This is a genomic window from Flavobacterium sp. 25HG05S-40 (assembly GCF_052654735.1).
Map to the genome: position 1 here is coordinate 3,327,333 of NZ_CP199750.1, position 17,472 is coordinate 3,344,804.

At 35.5% G+C, this 17,472-nt stretch carries 19 protein-coding genes; 18 read left to right on the forward strand and 1 reads right to left on the reverse strand.

Features of this window, described 5'->3' with window-relative positions; all coding sequences use genetic code 11:
* Window positions 1-9 precede the first annotated feature (9 nt).
* The 18 genes from ACULEU_RS14540 (at window position 10) to trhO (ending at window position 16,875) form a co-directional block, all read left to right on the forward strand.
* On the forward strand, window positions 10-1,146 hold the full coding sequence (locus ACULEU_RS14540) for a lycopene cyclase family protein (protein ID WP_445453291.1): 1,137 nt from the start codon (window positions 10-12) through the stop codon (window positions 1,144-1,146).
* A gap of 262 nt (window positions 1,147-1,408) precedes the next feature.
* Complete coding sequence (gene hisG, locus ACULEU_RS14545) at window positions 1,409-2,266, forward strand: ATP phosphoribosyltransferase (RefSeq protein ID WP_445453292.1); 858 nt, start codon at window positions 1,409-1,411, stop codon at window positions 2,264-2,266.
* Between the two features lie 13 nt (window positions 2,267-2,279).
* The gene (gene hisD / locus ACULEU_RS14550) at window positions 2,280-3,569 is read left to right on the forward strand and encodes a histidinol dehydrogenase (protein WP_445453293.1); all 1,290 of its coding nucleotides are present in this window, start codon (window positions 2,280-2,282) and stop codon (window positions 3,567-3,569) included.
* Entirely contained in the window at window positions 3,562-4,575 is a 1,014-nt protein-coding gene (gene hisC, locus ACULEU_RS14555; protein WP_445453294.1) for a histidinol-phosphate transaminase, read from the forward strand. The genes hisD and hisC overlap by 8 nt, the downstream gene beginning before the upstream one ends.
* Window positions 4,572-5,663: a bifunctional histidinol-phosphatase/imidazoleglycerol-phosphate dehydratase HisB gene (hisB, locus tag ACULEU_RS14560; protein ID WP_445453295.1), complete on the forward strand. Its 1,092-nt coding sequence runs from the start codon at window positions 4,572-4,574 to the stop codon at window positions 5,661-5,663. The genes hisC and hisB overlap by 4 nt, the downstream gene beginning before the upstream one ends.
* Window positions 5,660-6,238, forward strand: a complete 579-nt coding sequence (hisH, locus tag ACULEU_RS14565) for an imidazole glycerol phosphate synthase subunit HisH (RefSeq protein ID WP_445453296.1) — start codon at window positions 5,660-5,662, stop codon at window positions 6,236-6,238. Before hisB ends, hisH begins: the two co-directional genes overlap by 4 nt.
* Entirely contained in the window at window positions 6,235-6,948 is a 714-nt protein-coding gene (gene hisA / locus ACULEU_RS14570; protein ID WP_445453297.1) for a 1-(5-phosphoribosyl)-5-[(5-phosphoribosylamino)methylideneamino]imidazole-4-carboxamide isomerase, read from the forward strand. The genes hisH and hisA overlap by 4 nt, the downstream gene beginning before the upstream one ends.
* A complete protein-coding gene (hisF, locus tag ACULEU_RS14575) occupies window positions 6,942-7,694 on the forward strand; it encodes an imidazole glycerol phosphate synthase subunit HisF (protein WP_445453298.1) in 753 nt (250 codons plus the stop codon). Before hisA ends, hisF begins: the two co-directional genes overlap by 7 nt.
* The gene (gene hisIE / locus ACULEU_RS14580) at window positions 7,691-8,281 is read left to right on the forward strand and encodes a bifunctional phosphoribosyl-AMP cyclohydrolase/phosphoribosyl-ATP diphosphatase HisIE (RefSeq protein WP_445453299.1); all 591 of its coding nucleotides are present in this window, start codon (window positions 7,691-7,693) and stop codon (window positions 8,279-8,281) included. The genes hisF and hisIE overlap by 4 nt, the downstream gene beginning before the upstream one ends.
* Before the next feature lie 231 nt (window positions 8,282-8,512).
* Complete coding sequence (locus ACULEU_RS14585; RefSeq protein ID WP_445453300.1) at window positions 8,513-9,904, forward strand: anthranilate synthase component I family protein; 1,392 nt, start codon at window positions 8,513-8,515, stop codon at window positions 9,902-9,904.
* 3 nt (window positions 9,905-9,907) lie between these two features.
* Complete coding sequence (locus ACULEU_RS14590) at window positions 9,908-10,471, forward strand: anthranilate synthase component II (RefSeq protein ID WP_445453301.1); 564 nt, start codon at window positions 9,908-9,910, stop codon at window positions 10,469-10,471.
* 1 nt (window position 10,472) lies between these two features.
* Entirely contained in the window at window positions 10,473-11,465 is a 993-nt protein-coding gene (trpD, locus tag ACULEU_RS14595) for an anthranilate phosphoribosyltransferase (protein WP_445453302.1), read from the forward strand.
* On the forward strand, window positions 11,462-12,253 hold the full coding sequence (locus tag ACULEU_RS14600; protein ID WP_445453303.1) for an indole-3-glycerol phosphate synthase TrpC: 792 nt from the start codon (window positions 11,462-11,464) through the stop codon (window positions 12,251-12,253). Before trpD ends, ACULEU_RS14600 begins: the two co-directional genes overlap by 4 nt.
* A gap of 11 nt (window positions 12,254-12,264) precedes the next feature.
* A complete protein-coding gene (locus ACULEU_RS14605) occupies window positions 12,265-12,870 on the forward strand; it encodes a phosphoribosylanthranilate isomerase (protein ID WP_445453304.1) in 606 nt (201 codons plus the stop codon).
* Window positions 12,867-14,060, forward strand: coding sequence for a tryptophan synthase subunit beta (trpB, locus tag ACULEU_RS14610; protein WP_445453305.1), 1,194 nt, complete (start codon window positions 12,867-12,869; stop codon window positions 14,058-14,060). The genes ACULEU_RS14605 and trpB overlap by 4 nt, the downstream gene beginning before the upstream one ends.
* Window positions 14,050-14,826 carry a tryptophan synthase subunit alpha gene (gene trpA / locus ACULEU_RS14615; protein WP_445453306.1) on the forward strand — a complete coding sequence of 259 codons (777 nt, stop codon included), beginning with the start codon at window positions 14,050-14,052 and terminating at the stop codon, window positions 14,824-14,826. Before trpB ends, trpA begins: the two co-directional genes overlap by 11 nt.
* Before the next feature lie 124 nt (window positions 14,827-14,950).
* A complete protein-coding gene (locus tag ACULEU_RS14620) occupies window positions 14,951-15,361 on the forward strand; it encodes a BrxA/BrxB family bacilliredoxin (RefSeq protein WP_445453307.1) in 411 nt (136 codons plus the stop codon).
* A 155-nt stretch (window positions 15,362-15,516) separates the two neighbouring features.
* Window positions 15,517-16,875: an oxygen-dependent tRNA uridine(34) hydroxylase TrhO gene (trhO, locus tag ACULEU_RS14625; RefSeq protein ID WP_445453308.1), complete on the forward strand. Its 1,359-nt coding sequence runs from the start codon at window positions 15,517-15,519 to the stop codon at window positions 16,873-16,875.
* 94 nt (window positions 16,876-16,969) lie between these two features.
* Here the strand turns inward: trhO and ACULEU_RS14630 are convergent, their stop codons facing one another.
* Complete coding sequence (locus ACULEU_RS14630) at window positions 16,970-17,383, reverse strand: lipocalin family protein (protein WP_445453309.1); 414 nt, start codon at window positions 17,381-17,383, stop codon at window positions 16,970-16,972.
* Window positions 17,384-17,472: the final 89 nt, after the last annotated feature.

Genomic DNA, 17,472 nt, shown 5'->3' on the forward strand with positions numbered 1-17,472 from the left:
TTTTGTGAAATGCAACACTACCATTATATTTTTACAGGTTCTGGATTATCCGCTTTAATGACCGTTTATGAAATGATGATTTCGGGGAAATTCCAAAATCACTCTATTTTGCTTATTGACGAGAACCCGAAGAAGACCAATGATAGGACTTGGTGCTTTTGGGATGAAAACGATGCTTTTTCAAAAATTACTACTAAAAAATGGAACTCAGCTTTATTTGCCGATGCGCAGTTTCACCGTGATTTAGAACTGCATCCTTATCATTACAAAATGGTGCGCGGATTGGATTTTTACAGTTTAGTTTTTGATTTGATTTCAAAGCAAAATAACATTCATTTTCTACATCAAAAAGTAATCGATTTTCAAGAAATGGGGAAACATTGTGTCGTAAAAACCGAATCACAAAGTTTTACCTGCAATCAAATTTTAAACTCAATTTACACACCCGAATTGGTCAAAAATCAGTCAAAATATCCCTTATTGCAACAGCATTTTATAGGTTGGTTCATCAAAAGTAAAGAGGCCGTTTTTAATGAAAACCAAGTAACTTTCATGGATTTTTCAGTAGAACAAAGAGGTAATACACGCTTCATGTATGTGTTGCCGACTTCTCCAACAGAAGCTTTGCTGGAATATACACTTTTTTCTGCCGATTTACTTCCGAAAAAAGAATACGAAACTGAAATCAAAAACTATATTCAAAAGCTCGGCATTGCCGAGTATGAAATCGTAGAAAAAGAGCAAGGCAACATTCCTATGACATCGTATCCGTTTTGGAAGCACAATTCGAAAAACATCATCAATATTGGCTCTGTAGGTGGCTGGACGAAAGCAAGTACAGGTTATACATTTAAAAACACGATTAAAAAATCGAAGCAATTGGTTGGATTTTTATCATCAAAAAGTGACTTTAGAAAATTCCACAAAAAAGATAAATTTTGGTTTTACGACTTATTATTTTTAGATGTGTTGTACAAAAGAAATGATCTAGGTTCAAGCGTATTTTCATCCTTGTTCAAAAAAGGAAATCCCACTTTGATTTTTAAATTTTTAGACGAAGAAACGTCGTTTTCAGAAGATTTACAAGTGATGTTGAAATGTCCGAAAAGCTTATTTATTAAGGCCCTATTTGGAAGATTATTCTAATAATTTTTTGCTTCTACAAATGTTAAACTTTATCAAAAGTACTATTTCATACAAAAGTTATGTATAGTTTTGTCCCACCAAAATAAAACAATGAAAACGATTAGTGCACAATTCCATCATCATCATTCTTGCAACCAGGCGAGTTAATGATGTATTGTACCTAATCAAATAACATAATTAAAAACCCGTCTGAGTATATCAAGACGGGTTTTTTGTATTTATACACTTCGTGATATACTCAGATTTTATTCCAAATTAAAAAATGAGTACCTTAAAAATTGCAGTCCAAAAAAGTGGGCGACTGAGTGAAAAATCACTCCAACTTCTTGAAGAATGTGGCATCAAAATTTCTAATGGCGAACGAAAACTGAAAGCCGTCGCCCAAAACTTTCCGATTGAAATTCTCTTCTTGCGCGATGACGATATTCCGCAATACGTTGAACAAGGCGTTGCCGATATCGGAATTCTCGGCGAAAACGAAGTCTGGGAAAAAGACAAAGAAATTACCATCCTCCAACAACTTGGTTTTGCGGGTTGTCGTATGTCGTTAGCCATACCAAAAGACGAAATCTACACCGATTTAAACTATTTTGAAGGCAAACGAATTGCCACGAGTTATCCCAAAATTCTGATTGATTTTTTTGCCAAAAAAAACATTTCTGTATTTGTTGAAGAAATTAGCGGAAGTGTTGAAATTGCAACGAGTATTGGTCTAGCCGATGCCGTTTTTGATATTGTTAGCACCGGAAGTACTTTATTGATGAACGGATTGAAAGAAGTAGCCACCGTTACTAAAAGTGAAGCCGTTCTAGTTTCAAATCCAAATCTATTGCCAGAAAATCAAGTCATTTTAGATAAATTATTGTTCAGAATGCAAGCCGTTCGAGAAGGAAAACAGAACAAATACATTTTGCTCAACGCACCAAACTCAGCCATCGAAAAAATTTGTTCGTTGTTACCCGGAATGAAATCCCCTACCATTTTACCGCTAGTCAACAAAGATTGGAGCAGTTTACACTCGGTCATCAAAGAAGACGATTATTGGGAAATTATTGAACAACTCAAAAATCTTGGTGCCGAAGGAATTTTAATTATTCCGATAGAAAAAATGATTCGATAAAATATTAGAAACTATGAAAACTTATATAAATCCAAATGCAGAACAATGGAACGAATTGGCAAAACGCAAAACCGTTGCCACTGCCGAATTAAACGAAACCGTGAAATCTGTTTTTAACGACATCCAAAAAAACGGAAGCAAAGCGGTAAAAAAATATACCAATTATTTTGATGGTGTGTCAATAGAAAATTTCGCAGTAACGGCATCAGAAATTGAAAATGCGGTTGCCCAAATTCCATCCGAATTGAAAAAGGCCATTCAAGTTGCCGCTTATAATATTTCGAAATTTCACAATTCACAAAAAGAAATTCCGACTAAAATTGAAACTACTTCGGGAGTTTTTTGTTGGAGAGAAAGTCGTGCCATCGATACCATTGGCATTTACATTCCGGGTGGAACGGCACCGCTTTTTTCAACGGTTTTAATGTTGACGATTCCGGCTACAATTGCCGGTTGCAAAAACATCATTTTGTGTTCGCCACCCGACAAAAACGGTAACATCAATCCAGCAATTTTATATGCAGCGCAATTGACAAGCGTAAAGCAAATGTATAAAGTGGGCGGAATCCAAGCCATCGCTGCCATGACTTTTGGAACCGATGAAATTCCGAAAGTTTCTAAGATATTCGGACCAGGAAATCAATACGTAACTGCTGCCAAACAATATGCGCAACAACTAGGAATAGCTATCGATATGCCTGCCGGACCAAGTGAATTATTAGTAATTGCTGACGGAACTTGTGATCCTGATTTCGTGGCTTCCGATTTACTTTCACAAGCGGAACACGGCGGTGATAGTCAAGTAATTTTGGTTACAAATTCAGAAGAAATTGTTGCGAAAGTTATTGAAGCAATCGAAAATCAGAAAGCCATTTTACCACGAGAAGCAACGGTAGAAAAAGCATTAGAAAACAGTCGAGCTTTGATATTTGAAGACATTAAAACAGCAATTGAATTCAGTAATTTTTACGCACCAGAACATTTGATTTTAGCTATTGAAGATGCTGAAAATAAAATTGAATTCATCGAAAATGCAGGCTCCGTTTTCATCGGAAATTACAGTTGTGAAAGTGCCGGAGATTATGCTAGTGGAACCAATCATACCTTACCAACAAATGGTTATGCAAAAAATTACAGTGGCGTTTCATTGGACAGTTTTGTCAAAAAAATCACGTTTCAAAAGCTGACTTCACAAGGCATTCAAAATCTCGGACCAACAATAGAAATTATGGCTGCTGCCGAACAATTAGACGCACATAAAAACGCCGTTTCCATCCGATTAAAAAAAGTACAAAATGGATAATATCACTAATTTAATTCGAAAAAATATTCTCTCGCTGACGCCATATTCGAGTGCGCGCGACGAGTACAAAAGCAATGAAGGCATCTTTTTGGATGCGAATGAAAATCCGTTTGGGAAGTTAAATCGCTATCCTGATCCGTACCAATGGAGATTGAAACAAATTTTAAGCAGTCAGAAAAAAGTCGGAATTGAAAACATATTAATTGGTAACGGAAGTGACGAAATCATTGATTTGGTCCAACGCGTTTTTTGTGAACCCAATGAAGACAAAATCATCATTTGTCCTCCAACGTATGGTATTTATGAAGTGTATGCCAACATCAATAATATTGAAATTATTTCGATTCCATTAACCGAAGATTTTCAATTAAATACCGAAGCGATTTTAGCACAAAATGTCAAAATTTTATACTTGTGTTCGCCAAACAATCCGACAGGAAATTCTTTAGAAAACTTGGAATACATCATTGAAAATTTCAACGGAATTGTGTTTTTAGACGAAGCATACATCGACTTTAGTGAACAACCATCATTGGTTTCTAAAATCAAACAATTTTCGAATTTAATTGTATCACAAACATTCAGTAAAGCGAGAGGCTTGGCAGCAGTTCGCGTTGGAATTGCTTATGCAAATGAAGCCATAATTTCAGTGATGAATAAGGTGAAACCACCTTATAATGTGAGTCAATTGAATCAAGAAGCGACAGTGCAATCATTAGCTAGCGATGACGAATTTAAATCGAATGTACGACTGATAAAATCGGAACGTGAGTTGCTGAAACAATCACTTTTGGCATTAGATTTTGTTACTAAAATTTATCCTTCAGATGCTAATTTTTTATTGGTCGAAATGGAAAATGCAACCGCTATTTACAACAGTTTAATCAAACAACAAATCATTACACGCAACCGAAGTTCGGTCGTTGAAAACACCATTCGAATTACCATTGGAACACCAAGAGAAAACCAACAATTAGTGTATGCTTTAAATTTAGTTATGTCATGAAAAAAGTATTATTTATAGATAGAGACGGCACGCTAATCATTGAGCCACCAATCGATTTTCAAGTGGATAGTTTGGAGAAATTGGAGTTTTATCCACAGGTTTTTCAGTACTTATCACGCATTGCCAAAGAACTGGATTATGAGTTGGTCATGGTAACCAATCAAGACGGAATGGGAACTAATTCGTTTCTAGAAAACACGTTTTGGCCCGCACACAATAAGATGTTACAAGCCTTTGAAAACGAAGGTATTCAATTTTCGGATGTGATTATTGACGTGTCGTTTCCGGAGCAAAATTTGCCAACAAGAAAACCAGGAACTGCTTTGTTGCAACAATATATTAAAGGTAATTATGATTTGAAAAACTCGTTCGTAATTGGAGATAGAATTACCGATATTCAATTAGCAGAAAATTTAGGAAGTCAGGCGATTTTTATTTCGGCTACAGCCAATGAACGAGCTACTTTATCAACGACTTCTTGGGAAACGATTTATCAATTTCTAAAAGAACAACCTCGAGTCGGAAAGCTTATCCGAAATACCAAAGAAACCGAAATTGCGGTTGAAATTAACTTAGATGGTAACGGAAAAAGCAACATCAACAGCGGTTTAGGATTTTTCGATCACATGTTAGACCAAATTGCCAAACACGGAAACATTGATTTGAACATCAATGTAAAAGGCGATTTATATGTGGATGAACACCACACAATCGAAGATGTCGGAATTGCTTTAGGCGACGTTTTTGCACAAGCTTTGGGTTCTAAAAAAGGAATTACTCGTTACGGTTTTTTACTTCCGATGGACGATTGTTTGTCGCAAGTTGCATTGGATTTTGGTGGTCGTTCGTGGTTGGTTTGGGATGCCAAATTCAACAGAGAAAAAATCGGAGAAATGCCAACCGAAATGTTCTCACACTTTTTTAAATCGTTTTGTGATGGTGCCAAATGCAATTTGAACATCAAAAGTGAAGGCGAAAACGAGCACCACAAAATAGAATCCATTTTTAAAGCATTTGCAAAAGCGATAAAAATGGCAGTACAAAAAGACGGAACAAACGGCATACCAAGCACAAAAGGAATTCTATGATAGCACTAGTAAAATTCAACGCAGGCAACATCACTTCGGTGAAAAACGCGGTCGAACGATTGGGTTATTCTTGCATCGTAACCGATGACGAAACGATTTTGAAACAAGCTGCGAAAGTAATTTTTCCTGGTGTTGGCGAAGCAAGTTCGGCGATGAATTATCTCAAAGAAAAAGGTTTGGATGAAGTCATAAAAAACCTAACACAACCAGTTTTAGGAATTTGCCTTGGTCAACAGTTGATGTGCCAATTTTCGGAAGAAGGAAACACAGAATGTTTAGGAATTTTTGAAGCGACAGTAAAGAAATTTGAACCCAAATTAAAAGTACCACACATGGGTTGGAATAACATTTCAAAGATAAATTCTGAATTGTTTAACGGAATATCAGCCGATGAAAATTTCTATTTTGTACACAGTTTTTATGCCGAAATCTGTCAGGAAACCACAGCAATTTGCAATTATATCGTTCCGTTTAGCGCTTCGATGCAAAAGGATAATTTCTATGCTACACAATTTCATCCTGAAAAATCATCTAGCATAGGCGAACAACTTTTAGTAAACTTTTTAAAATTATGAGAATTATTCCAGCTATAGATATCATCAACGGAAAATGCGTCCGATTGACCAAAGGCGATTATGCCACGCAAAAAATATATAACGAAAATCCATTAGAAGTCGCTAAATATTTTGAAGATAATGGCATTCAATACTTGCATTTAGTCGATTTAGACGGCGCAAAATCGAACCAAATTGTCAATCACAAAGTATTATATCAAATTGCGACAAAAACTAATTTAAAAATCGATTTTGGTGGTGGATTGAAACAACGAAATGATTTAGAAATCGCTTTTGAAAACGGAGCCAATCAAATCACTGGTGGAAGCATTGCTGCAAAAAATCCAACTGAGTTTTTAGATTGGTTAACAGAATTTGGAAGTGACAAAATCATTTTGGGTGCAGATTGTTTAAATAGAAAAATTGCCACTCATGGTTGGCTAGAAAGTTCAGAACTTGATGTTGTTGATTACATTTCTGACTACATTTCAAAAGGAATTTCAACAGTTATTTGTACCGATATTTCCAAAGATGGAATGCTTCAAGGAACTTCTAATGAATTGTATTCTAAAATTTTAGAAAAGACAAAAGTCAACTTAATTGCAAGTGGTGGCGTTACAACTATTTCCGATTTAGAACTTTTAAAAACTATAGGTTGCGAAGGCGCAATCATCGGAAAAGCATTATATGAAGGCACAATAAAAATCGAAAATCTACGCGAATTATGTTAAAGAAAAGAATCATTCCGTGTTTAGATATAAAAGACGGACGCGTTGTAAAAGGCGTGCAATTTCTAGAATTAAAAGACGCTGGAAATCCAGTAGAATTAGCTTCGTTTTATTCTAAAAATGGTGCGGACGAATTGGTGTTTTTAGACATCAGTGCGACTTTGGAAAAACGAAAAACATTAGCCGAAATGGTCACGCAATTGTCCAAAGAAATCAATATTCCGTTTACTGTTGGTGGTGGCATTCAGTCGGTTGAAGATGCGCGATTGTTATTGCAATCTGGCGCGGATAAAGTTAGTATCAATTCGGCTGCCGTTTTAAATCCGGATTTGATTACTAAAATTTCAGACCCTTTTGGAAGTCAGAGTTTGGTGGTTGCCATCGACATCAAAAAAGTAGAAAATGAATGGTATGTTTATATCAAAGGCGGAACAGAATCAACAGGAATTTTAGCTATTGATTGGGCGAAAAAAGTGGAAGAATTAGGTGCTGGAGAATTACTAATAACTTCAATGAATAACGATGGTTCCAAAGATGGATTTGCATTAGAAATTACAAATGAAATTAGTAAAGTGGTTTCCATTCCAGTTATCGCTTCTGGTGGCGCAGGAAATTCGCAACATTTTATAGATTTATTTACCAAAACTGAAGTCAGCGCCGGATTAGCGGCAAGTATTTTTCACTTTAATGAAGTGCCGATTTCCGAATTAAAAAACGTTTTAAAAACTCAAAATATTCCCATCCGATGAAGGTAGATTTTTCAAAAAACAACGGATTAATTCCAGTAATTATTCAAAATAACGAAACGCAACAAGTTTTAATGTTGGGTTACATGAACGAAGAAGCCTTGCAAAAAACACAAGAAGAAAAGGTAGTAACTTTTTTTAGTAGAAGTAAAAACAGCCTTTGGACGAAAGGTGAAACGTCTGGAAATTTTCTAAAAGTGATTTCCATACAAGAAGATTGCGATCAAGATGCATTGCTAATTCAAGTAATTCCAAACGGACCAACTTGTCATAACGGGACGACTTCTTGTTTTGCAACAGAACCTCAAATTTCTTTTCTAAAAGAATTGGAAAACGTCATTGAAAATCGAATTTCAAACCCAAATTCAGAATCGTATGTTGCCTCACTTTTTCAGAAAGGAATCAATAAAATGGCACAGAAAGTAGGTGAAGAAGCTGTGGAATTAGTAATTGAAGCCAAAGACGATAATCAAGATTTGTTTATTGGCGAAGCAGCCGATTTGTTGTTTCATTATTTGATTTTGCTTCAAGCTAAAAATCTGAAATTAAATAACATAGAACAAGAATTAAAGCGCAGAATGAAGAAATAACGTCCTATAACAAATGTTAAATTTTAAAAAAGACTACCATTGCAACAAAATAATTCAATACGTTTGTACCATTATGATGAACAAAACACAAAATACAAATTGGTGGCACATTACTAACTCCGTTTTTGGAATTGGTTGGTAACTGCTATTTGTAAATCTCTACAATATCGTCAAACCCGCTTTTCCAAGCGGGTTTTTTTATGTCAAATTTTTTCCTAAAAATCAATTATCATGTTATATAATTTTCAAACCAAAGTAATCAAAACCCTTAGCGATACGCATACGCCAGTGGGTTTGTATTTAAAAATCCGCGATCAATTTTCCAATAGTTTTTTACTGGAAAGCTCCGATTATAAAAGCAAAGAAAACAGCTATTCGTACCTATGTTTTGATCCAATTGCCTCCTTTATTGCTGATGCAAATGAAACTACAATCACTTTTCCTGATAAAAACGTTACAATAAAACCAACCTCAGAAATTGAAATTGCTACTGAACTGAATCAATTTGCCAAATCATTTTCGGTATCAGATTTAAACCTAGGATTTGAAACGATGGGATTGTTCGGTTACACGAGTTACGATGCAATTCCTTTATTTGAAGCCATTACTTTTACCAACAACGATTTCGATTTGCCTTTGATTCAATATCATTTGTTTCGTTATACGATTGTGTTCAATCACTTTAATAACGAACTTTTTTTGTTAGAACATTTGCAAGAAAATGAAATTTCTAATTTGGATAAAATTCAGGAAATCATCAACAATCGTTCGGTTACGCAATTCAAATTTTCACTTCAAAATGAAGAAGAATCTAATTTCACCAACGAAGCTTTTTTAGAAGCAATTAAAAAAGGTCAAGAACATTGTTTTGTTGGCGATGTGTTTCAAATCGTACTTTCTAGAAAATACAAACAACAATTTAAAGGAGACGAATTCAATGTGTACAGAGCGTTGAGATCGATTAATCCGTCACCGTATTTGTTCTATTTTGATTATGGAAATTTCAAATTATTTGGTTCTTCGCCCGAAGCACAACTAACCATAAACGACCAAAAAGCCATCATCAATCCAATTGCTGGAACATTCAAACGAACTGGAAATGATACCGAAGACGCACTTTTAGCCGAAGCACTTTTGGCCGATCCAAAGGAAAATGCCGAACACATTATGTTAGTCGATTTGGCTAGAAACGACTTGAGTAAATCGAGTAAAAAAGTAGTAGTCGAAAGTTTCAAAAAAATCGAATACTACTCACACGTAATTCACATGGTTTCTAAAGTTAGTGCCGAATTACAACCCGAATACAATCCGATTAAAATTCTTGGCGACACTTATCCAGCTGGAACTTTATCGGGTGCGCCAAAACACAAAGCGATGCAATTAATAGATCACTACGAACCACAATCTCGCGGATTTTATGGCGGAACGGTTGGAATAATTGGACTCAATGGCGGATTTAATCATGCGATTTTTATTCGTTCGTTCGTCAGTAGAAACAATCAATTGACGTATCAAGCAGGTTGCGGAATTGTAACAAAATCAGATGTTAACAGCGAATTGAATGAAGTTGAAACTAAACTTTCTGCTCTTCGAAAAGCGATTCAACTTGCGCAAAATATATAATTTATGAAAGTATTAGTAGTAGATAATTACGATTCGTTTGTGTACAACATTGTGCATTTACTTTATGAAATTGGTGTCACAGAAATTGATGTTGTAAAAAACGATCAACTCGATTTTTCGTATATCCATCAGTACGATAAAATTGTGCTTTCGCCTGGACCAGGAATTCCAAAAAATGCTGGAATGATGCCGCAATTATTATCTGAATTTGCTTCCACAAAAAGCATAATCGGAATTTGTTTAGGTCATCAAGCCATTGCAGAACATTTTGGTACCCAATTAATCAATCTAAAAGAACCACTTCACGGAGTTGCTTCAGAAATTGAAATTGTAGAAGAGGATTATTTATTTAAAAATCTTCCGAAAAATTTTAAGATTGGACATTATCATTCGTGGGTTGTTTCGGAAGCGATTTCAGATGATTTAGAAATTCTTGCCAAAGACGAATTGGGAAATATCATGGCAATAAAACATAAAAAATACGATGTCCGCGGATTGCAATTTCATCCTGAATCAATTCTCACAGAAAACGGAAAAACGATACTTACTAATTGGATAAATAATTAAAATGAAAACAATATTAGAACCTTTATTCAAACATAAAACCCTAACGAAAGACGAAGCCAAACAAGTGCTAACCGACATCGCTTTAGGGAAATACAACCCAAGTCAGATTGCTTCTTTTTTGACGGTTTTTATAATGCGAAATATTACGCTGGATGAACTTTTAGGATTCAGAGAAGCATTGTTGAACTTGTGCCATAAAATCGATTTATCGGCTTACAATCCAATGGATGTATGTGGAACTGGTGGCGATGGAAAAAATACGTTTAACATTTCAACTCTAACTTCTTTTGTAGTTGCTGGTGCAGGAATTCCAGTGGCGAAACATGGAAATTATGGCGTTTCTTCCATTTCTGGTTCGTCCAATGTTTTAGAAACTTTGGGAGTTGTTTTTCAAACCGATGAAACTATTTTGAAACAACAAATTGAAGAAACCAACATTTGTTTTTTGCACGCGCCATTGTTTCATCCTGCAATGAAAGCGGTTGGTCCTATTCGTAAAGAATTAGGTATTAAGACTTTCTTTAACATGCTTGGACCATTAGTAAATCCTGCTTTTCCAAAGGTTCAAATGACAGGCGTTTTTAGTTTAGAATTGGCGCGAATGTATCAGTATTTGTTGCAAGAGGAAAACAGCCAATACACCGTAATTTATGGTTTGGATGGTTTTGATGAAGTAACGCTGACCGATAAAACCAAGTTGATTACTAACACAGGTGAACGCTTTATAGAAGCTAAAGATTTTGGTTTCAAAAACATTGCTTTTTCCGAATTGTATGGAGGCGAAACTCTAGAAGAAGCAGCCTCAATTTTTACCACAATTATTGACGGAAAAGGAACTGAATCACAAAACAATGTAGTTTTAGTAAATGCTGCTTTGGCGATTCAAACGTATCATCCAAATCTGAATTTTGAACAAGCCTTTGCTCAAGCTAAGGAATCACTTTTCGGATTGAAAGCTAAGAATTCGTTTAACCGATTAAAAGAAATTCAATGACTATTTTAGATACAATAAAAGCGCAAAAATTAAAAGAAGTTGCCAATTTAAAAGCGCAATTTTCTACTTCATTTTTAGAAGAACAACCGTTGTTTAATTCGGCAACGCATTCTTTGAAAAAAGCTATTGAAAGTTCGGTAACTGGTGGAATTATTTCCGAATTCAAAAGAAAATCTCCTGCTAAAGGCAACATAAATTTGGATGCCAATGTTATTGAAGTTACGCAAGGTTATGCTAACGCAGCAGTTTCTGGATTATCGGTTTTAACGGATTCAGATTTTTTTGGAGCAAGAAAAAATGACTTTGAATTAGCTCGAAAAAACAACACTATTCCGATGTTGCGAAAGGATTTTATAGTCGATGAATACCAAATTATTGAATCGAAAGCGATGGGCGCGGATGTGATTTTGTTGATTGCTAAAATTTTGACCAAAAAACAAATGCAATCTTGTACCAATTTGGCACACGAATTAGGAATGGAAGTGTTTCTAGAAACCCAAAATGAAGCCGAAATTTTGGAAAACATGGATTTGAATTTTGATTTAATCGGGATTAATAATCGCAATCTAAATTCCTTTGAAGTTTCAATTGAGAATAGCATTAGATTGGCGCAATTGTTACCCAAATCCAGTATTAAAATTGCTGAAAGTGGAATCAATTCTTTAGAAACCGTCCAGCTTTTACAAGCCAATGGATTTAATGGATTTTTAATGGGAGAATATTTTATGGTAGCCGAAAATCCAGCAGAAAAATGTAAAAATTTAATACAGCAATTGGTATGCAAATAAAAATCTGCGGCATGAAATTTCCAAAAAATATACTTGAAGTCGGTGCCTTACAACCCGATTATATGGGATTTATTTTCTACCCAAAATCGAAGCGTTATGTTGGTGCAGATTTTTCAAACAAATCATTAGAAAAATTACCTGAAAACATTAAAAAAGTTGCGGTTTTTGTAAATGAAGATGTTAATCGAATTATTGAAATTCAAAAGCAATTTTCGTTTGATTTTATTCAATTACACGGAAATGAATCGGTTGCTGAATGTGAAATTTTAAAAGAAAATAATATTAGTGTTATCAAAGTATTTTTGATAGATGAGTATTTCAATTTTAATGAAGTTGTGGCTTATGAATCGGTTTGCGATTACTTTTTATTCGACACAAAAACACCTAAATATGGTGGAAGTGGGAAAACATTTAATTGGGAACTATTAGAAAATTACAATTCATCAAAACCCTTTTTTTTAAGCGGTGGACTGTGCATTCAAAACATTGGTCAAATTAAATACGCTAATTATCCGATGTTAATGGGATTAGATTTTAATAGCAAATTAGAAGATATCAATACTAAAAAGATTACTGAAGAAGTTAGCGAATTAATAGATAAAATAAGAGGACGATGAAAACGACTTTACAGCCTGATGAAAACGGATTTTATGGCGAATTTGGCGGCGCCTTTGTACCCGAAATGTTGTATCCAAACGTATTGGAACTGCAACAAAATTACTTACAAATCATAACAACAGAAGACTTTCAAAAAGAATTCAAAATATTATTAAAAGATTATGTTGGACGACCAACACCATTGTATTTTTCGAAGAATTTATCGGAACAATTCCAAGCGCAAATTTATCTGAAAAGAGAAGATTTGAATCACACGGGCGCGCACAAAATCAACAATGCCATTGGTCAAGTTTTGTTAGCCAAACGACTCAACAAAAAACGAATTATTGCTGAAACTGGCGCTGGACAACATGGCGTTGCAACTGCGACTGCTTGTGCGTTATTAGGATTGGATTGCACGATTTATATGGGCGAAATCGACATTGAACGCCAAAAACCCAATGTGGAACGTATGCGATTATTAGGTGCAAAAATTCAGCCTGCAACTAGCGGAAGTAAAACGTTAAAAGACGCTACTAACGAAGCCATCAGAGCTTGGATAAACGATCCGGTTGGAACGCATTATATTATTGGTTCGGTTGTTGGTCCGCATCCTTATCCCGATTTGGTGGCGCAATTTCAATCGGTGATTAGTGAAGAAATTAAAATCCAATTGAAGCAAAAAACAGGCGATGAAAACCCTGATTATGTTGTGGCTTGTCTTGGCGGCGGAAGCAATGCGATTGGTGCTTTTTATCATTTTATCGACAACGGAAAAACACAATTAATTGCTGTAGAAGCTGGTGGTTTAGGCGTTCATTCTGGTAAAACTGCAGCGACGATTGCTTTAGGTAAAAAAGGAATCATTCATGGAAGTAAAACCTACTTAATTCAAACCGATGACGGTCAAATTGTTGAGCCGCATTCGATTTCGGCAGGATTGGATTATCCCGGAATTGGTCCGATTCACTCCTATTTGCATGATACGAAAAAAGCTGAAGTAGTTTCGATTACCGATGATGAAGCGATGCAAGCAGCGTATGATTTGTCTCGAAAAGAAGGCATTATTCCAGCAATTGAGTCGGCACACGCATTGGCCTATTTGCATAAAATGACATTTAAAACTACCGATGTTGTGGTCGTAAATTTATCTGGCAGAGGCGACAAAGATTTGGCAACCTTACAAAATTATAGTAGCGATGAAAAATAGAATTCAATCCTTATTTGAAACTAAAAAAGAGAATATTTTGTCGTTGTATTTTACGGCAGGTTTTCCAAATTTGAACGATACGCTTACCATTTTAAAACATTTAGATGAAAGTGATGTTGATATGATAGAAATCGGGTTTCCATATTCCGATCCTTTAGCCGATGGACCAGTTATTCAAGAAAGTAGCGGTACGGCAATTGAAAATGGAATGACTTTACATCTTTTATTTGAACAATTGCAATCGCTTCGAAAGATCACTCAAAAACCAATTGTATTGATGGGTTATTTGAACGTGGTTTTACAATTTGGAGAAAAGGAATTCATAGAAAAATGTGCTGAAGTTGGTGTTGACGGAATTATTATTCCTGACATGCCGTTGCATTACTATCTCTCAAATTTTAAAGAATTATGTGAGCGAAATCAAATTTCAAATGTGTTATTGGTAACACCCGAAACCTCGAAAGAACGCATTAAACAATTGGATAGTTATTCATCGGGATTCATCTATCTGGTTTCGTCCAATAGTATTACCGGAAGCACCAATGCGATTACTTTTCAAACGGATTATTACCAACGCATTCAGAACATGAAGTTGCAAAATCCGCATTTAATAGGTTTTGGCGTTCATGATAAAAAGACTTTTGAAACGGTCTGCAATTATGGCTCGGGTGCGATTATTGGTAGTGCTTTTATAAAACATTTGAAAGAAAATGGAACAAGCAAAGATTCGATTGAACAATTTGTGAATGGAATTCTGAAAATGTAATGCAGTTGCTATAAAACAATAACAAATCTTTATAACACTCTCGATTCTAAAAAACAGAAATCTCCTTACCTTTGCAACAGATTTTTAAATCTAAATCATAAGTCTAAAATATAAAATTATAATTATGTATCCAGAAGAAATGGTAATACCTATGCGTGCTGAACTTTCAGAAGCTGGTTTTCAAGATTTATATAGTGCACAAGCTGTAGAAGAAGCCATAAAAGCGGAAGGCACCACACTTGTGGTTGTGAATTCGGTTTGTGGTTGTGCGGCGAGAAATGCGCGTCCCGGAGCTAAAATGAGTTTAGACGGTACCAAAAAACCCGATCATTTAGTAACCGTTTTTGCCGGAGTTGACAAAGAAGCGGTAGATGCTGCGCGTCAGCACATGTTTCCTTTTCCACCCTCATCACCAAGCATGGCTTTGTTCAAAAACGGTGAATTGGTACACATGTTAGAACGCCATCACATTGAAGGACGTCCTGCAGAAATGATTGCAGAAAATCTAAAAGACGCTTACGCAGAATTCTGTTAAAGAACCTTTACTTTTCAATTTAAAGTCTTCCAAAACGTAATTTTTGGAAGACTTTTCATTTTCAAATCAACACATTTTCAAATTTTCAAATTATATTTGCCCGAATTCTTCCATTTAGAGTTTAAAAACATAATTCTCACTTAAACGTTTATAGCATGCAACTGTATAACACCTTAAGCGCAGAAGAAAGAGCCGAGCTTATTGATCAAGCTGGCAAACAAAGACTTACTTTGTCTTTCTATGCGTATGCCAAAATTGAAGATCCCAAAAAATTTCGCGACGATTTATTTATCCAATGGAACCGTCTTGATGCTCTAGGCCGAACCTATGTCGCCAAAGAAGGTATTAATGCGCAAATGAGTATTCCAGCGGAAAACATGGAAGCCTTTCGTGACACTTTAGAAGCTTACGATTTCATGAAAAACATCCGCTTGAATGTGGCTGTGGAACACGATGACCATTCGTTTTTGAAACTAACCGTAAAAGTTCGGGACAAAATTGTAGCCGACGGTCTAAACGATGCCACTTTTGATGTGACCAACATTGGTGTGCATTTAAAAGCCAAAGAATTCAACCAAATTTTAGAAGACCCAAATACGATTGTGGTTGATTTCAGAAATCATTACGAAAGTGAAATTGGCCACTTCAAAGGCGCTATTACTCCTGATGTAGAAACGTTTAGAGAAAGTTTGCCAATCATCAACGAACAATTAAAAGATTTTAAAGAAGATAAAAACTTGGTGATGTATTGCACCGGAGGCATTCGTTGCGAAAAAGCATCAGCCTATTTCAAACACCAAGGATTCAAAAATGTATTTCAATTGGAAGGCGGAATCATCAATTATGCGAAGCAAATCCAAGAAGAAGGTTTGGAAAGCAAGTTTATTGGAAAAAACTTTGTTTTTGATCACAGATTAGGCGAACGAATTACCGACGATATTGTTTCGCAATGCCATCAATGTGGCAAACCGTGTGATAATCATACGAATTGTTCTAACGACGGTTGCCATTTGTTGTTTATTCAATGTGATGACTGCAAAGCTGCGATGGAAAATTGCTGTTCCACCGAATGTTTAGAAATCACCCATCTTCCCTTGGCAGAACAAGTACAATTGAGAAGCGGCAAACAAGTGGGTAATAAAGTTTTTAGAAAAGGAAAGTCGGAAAATCTCAAATTCAAACATTCGGGTGCATTGTCCGACACGTCCTTGGCAAAAGCCGAGAAATCAACAGATATCCGTCAGAAAATCAAAATCAAAAAAGTCCTGATCGGAAAAGTAGAGCACTACTATGTAAAAGCAGGCGTTGGTCTTTTTATCATTGAAAATCAAGAATTGCATGTGGGCGATAAAATCCTGATTTCAGGACCAACAACCGGAAATGAAGAATTAATTTTAGAAACCATGTTGGTCAACGGAACTGAAAATACTTTTGCAAAACCAGGCGACAAAGTAACTTTTGCAGTACCTTTTAGAGTGCGTTTATCGGATACATTATATAAAATTATCAGCTAATAAATCTTTTCAGGAAGAATTGAATTGTTGGCACCAGCAGGAAACTTCAATTAAAACAACATAAAAAAAGCCGAATTACTTCGGCTTTTTTTATTTAGCTTTTGGTATAAACTTCAACCACGGATTCATCATCCCCATCATCATCAAAATCATAACTTACTTTGACTTTTAAAGTAGTTGCTGAAAGCTCGATAATTCGGGCAGTATCGGATAAGCCATCCGAAGTGACGGTAATGTTATTACCAGATCTCGTGTACGTAAACGATGCTACATCTGGAACACAATCCCAAATATCTACACTAGCGCCCGTCCCATCGGTATTAAATTGAATGTAATCTTTACCACATGCTTCATGATCGTCATAAGGAATTGTTTCTCCGCTTACTTGGTATTCTTTGTAGAACCATCTTCCGGTAAGTTCACCAGAAGTTGTTGCTCCGTCATCGGAAGAGCAAGAAAAAACAAGCCCTGATAATGCCATCAAGGCTACTAATTTTACTTTTTTCATTTTTAGATTTGTTTCATTAAGTAAGCGAATATACCCAAAAAATGGAATAAAAAAACGACTTCAATTAATAGATAAAAGAATTTTTAAAA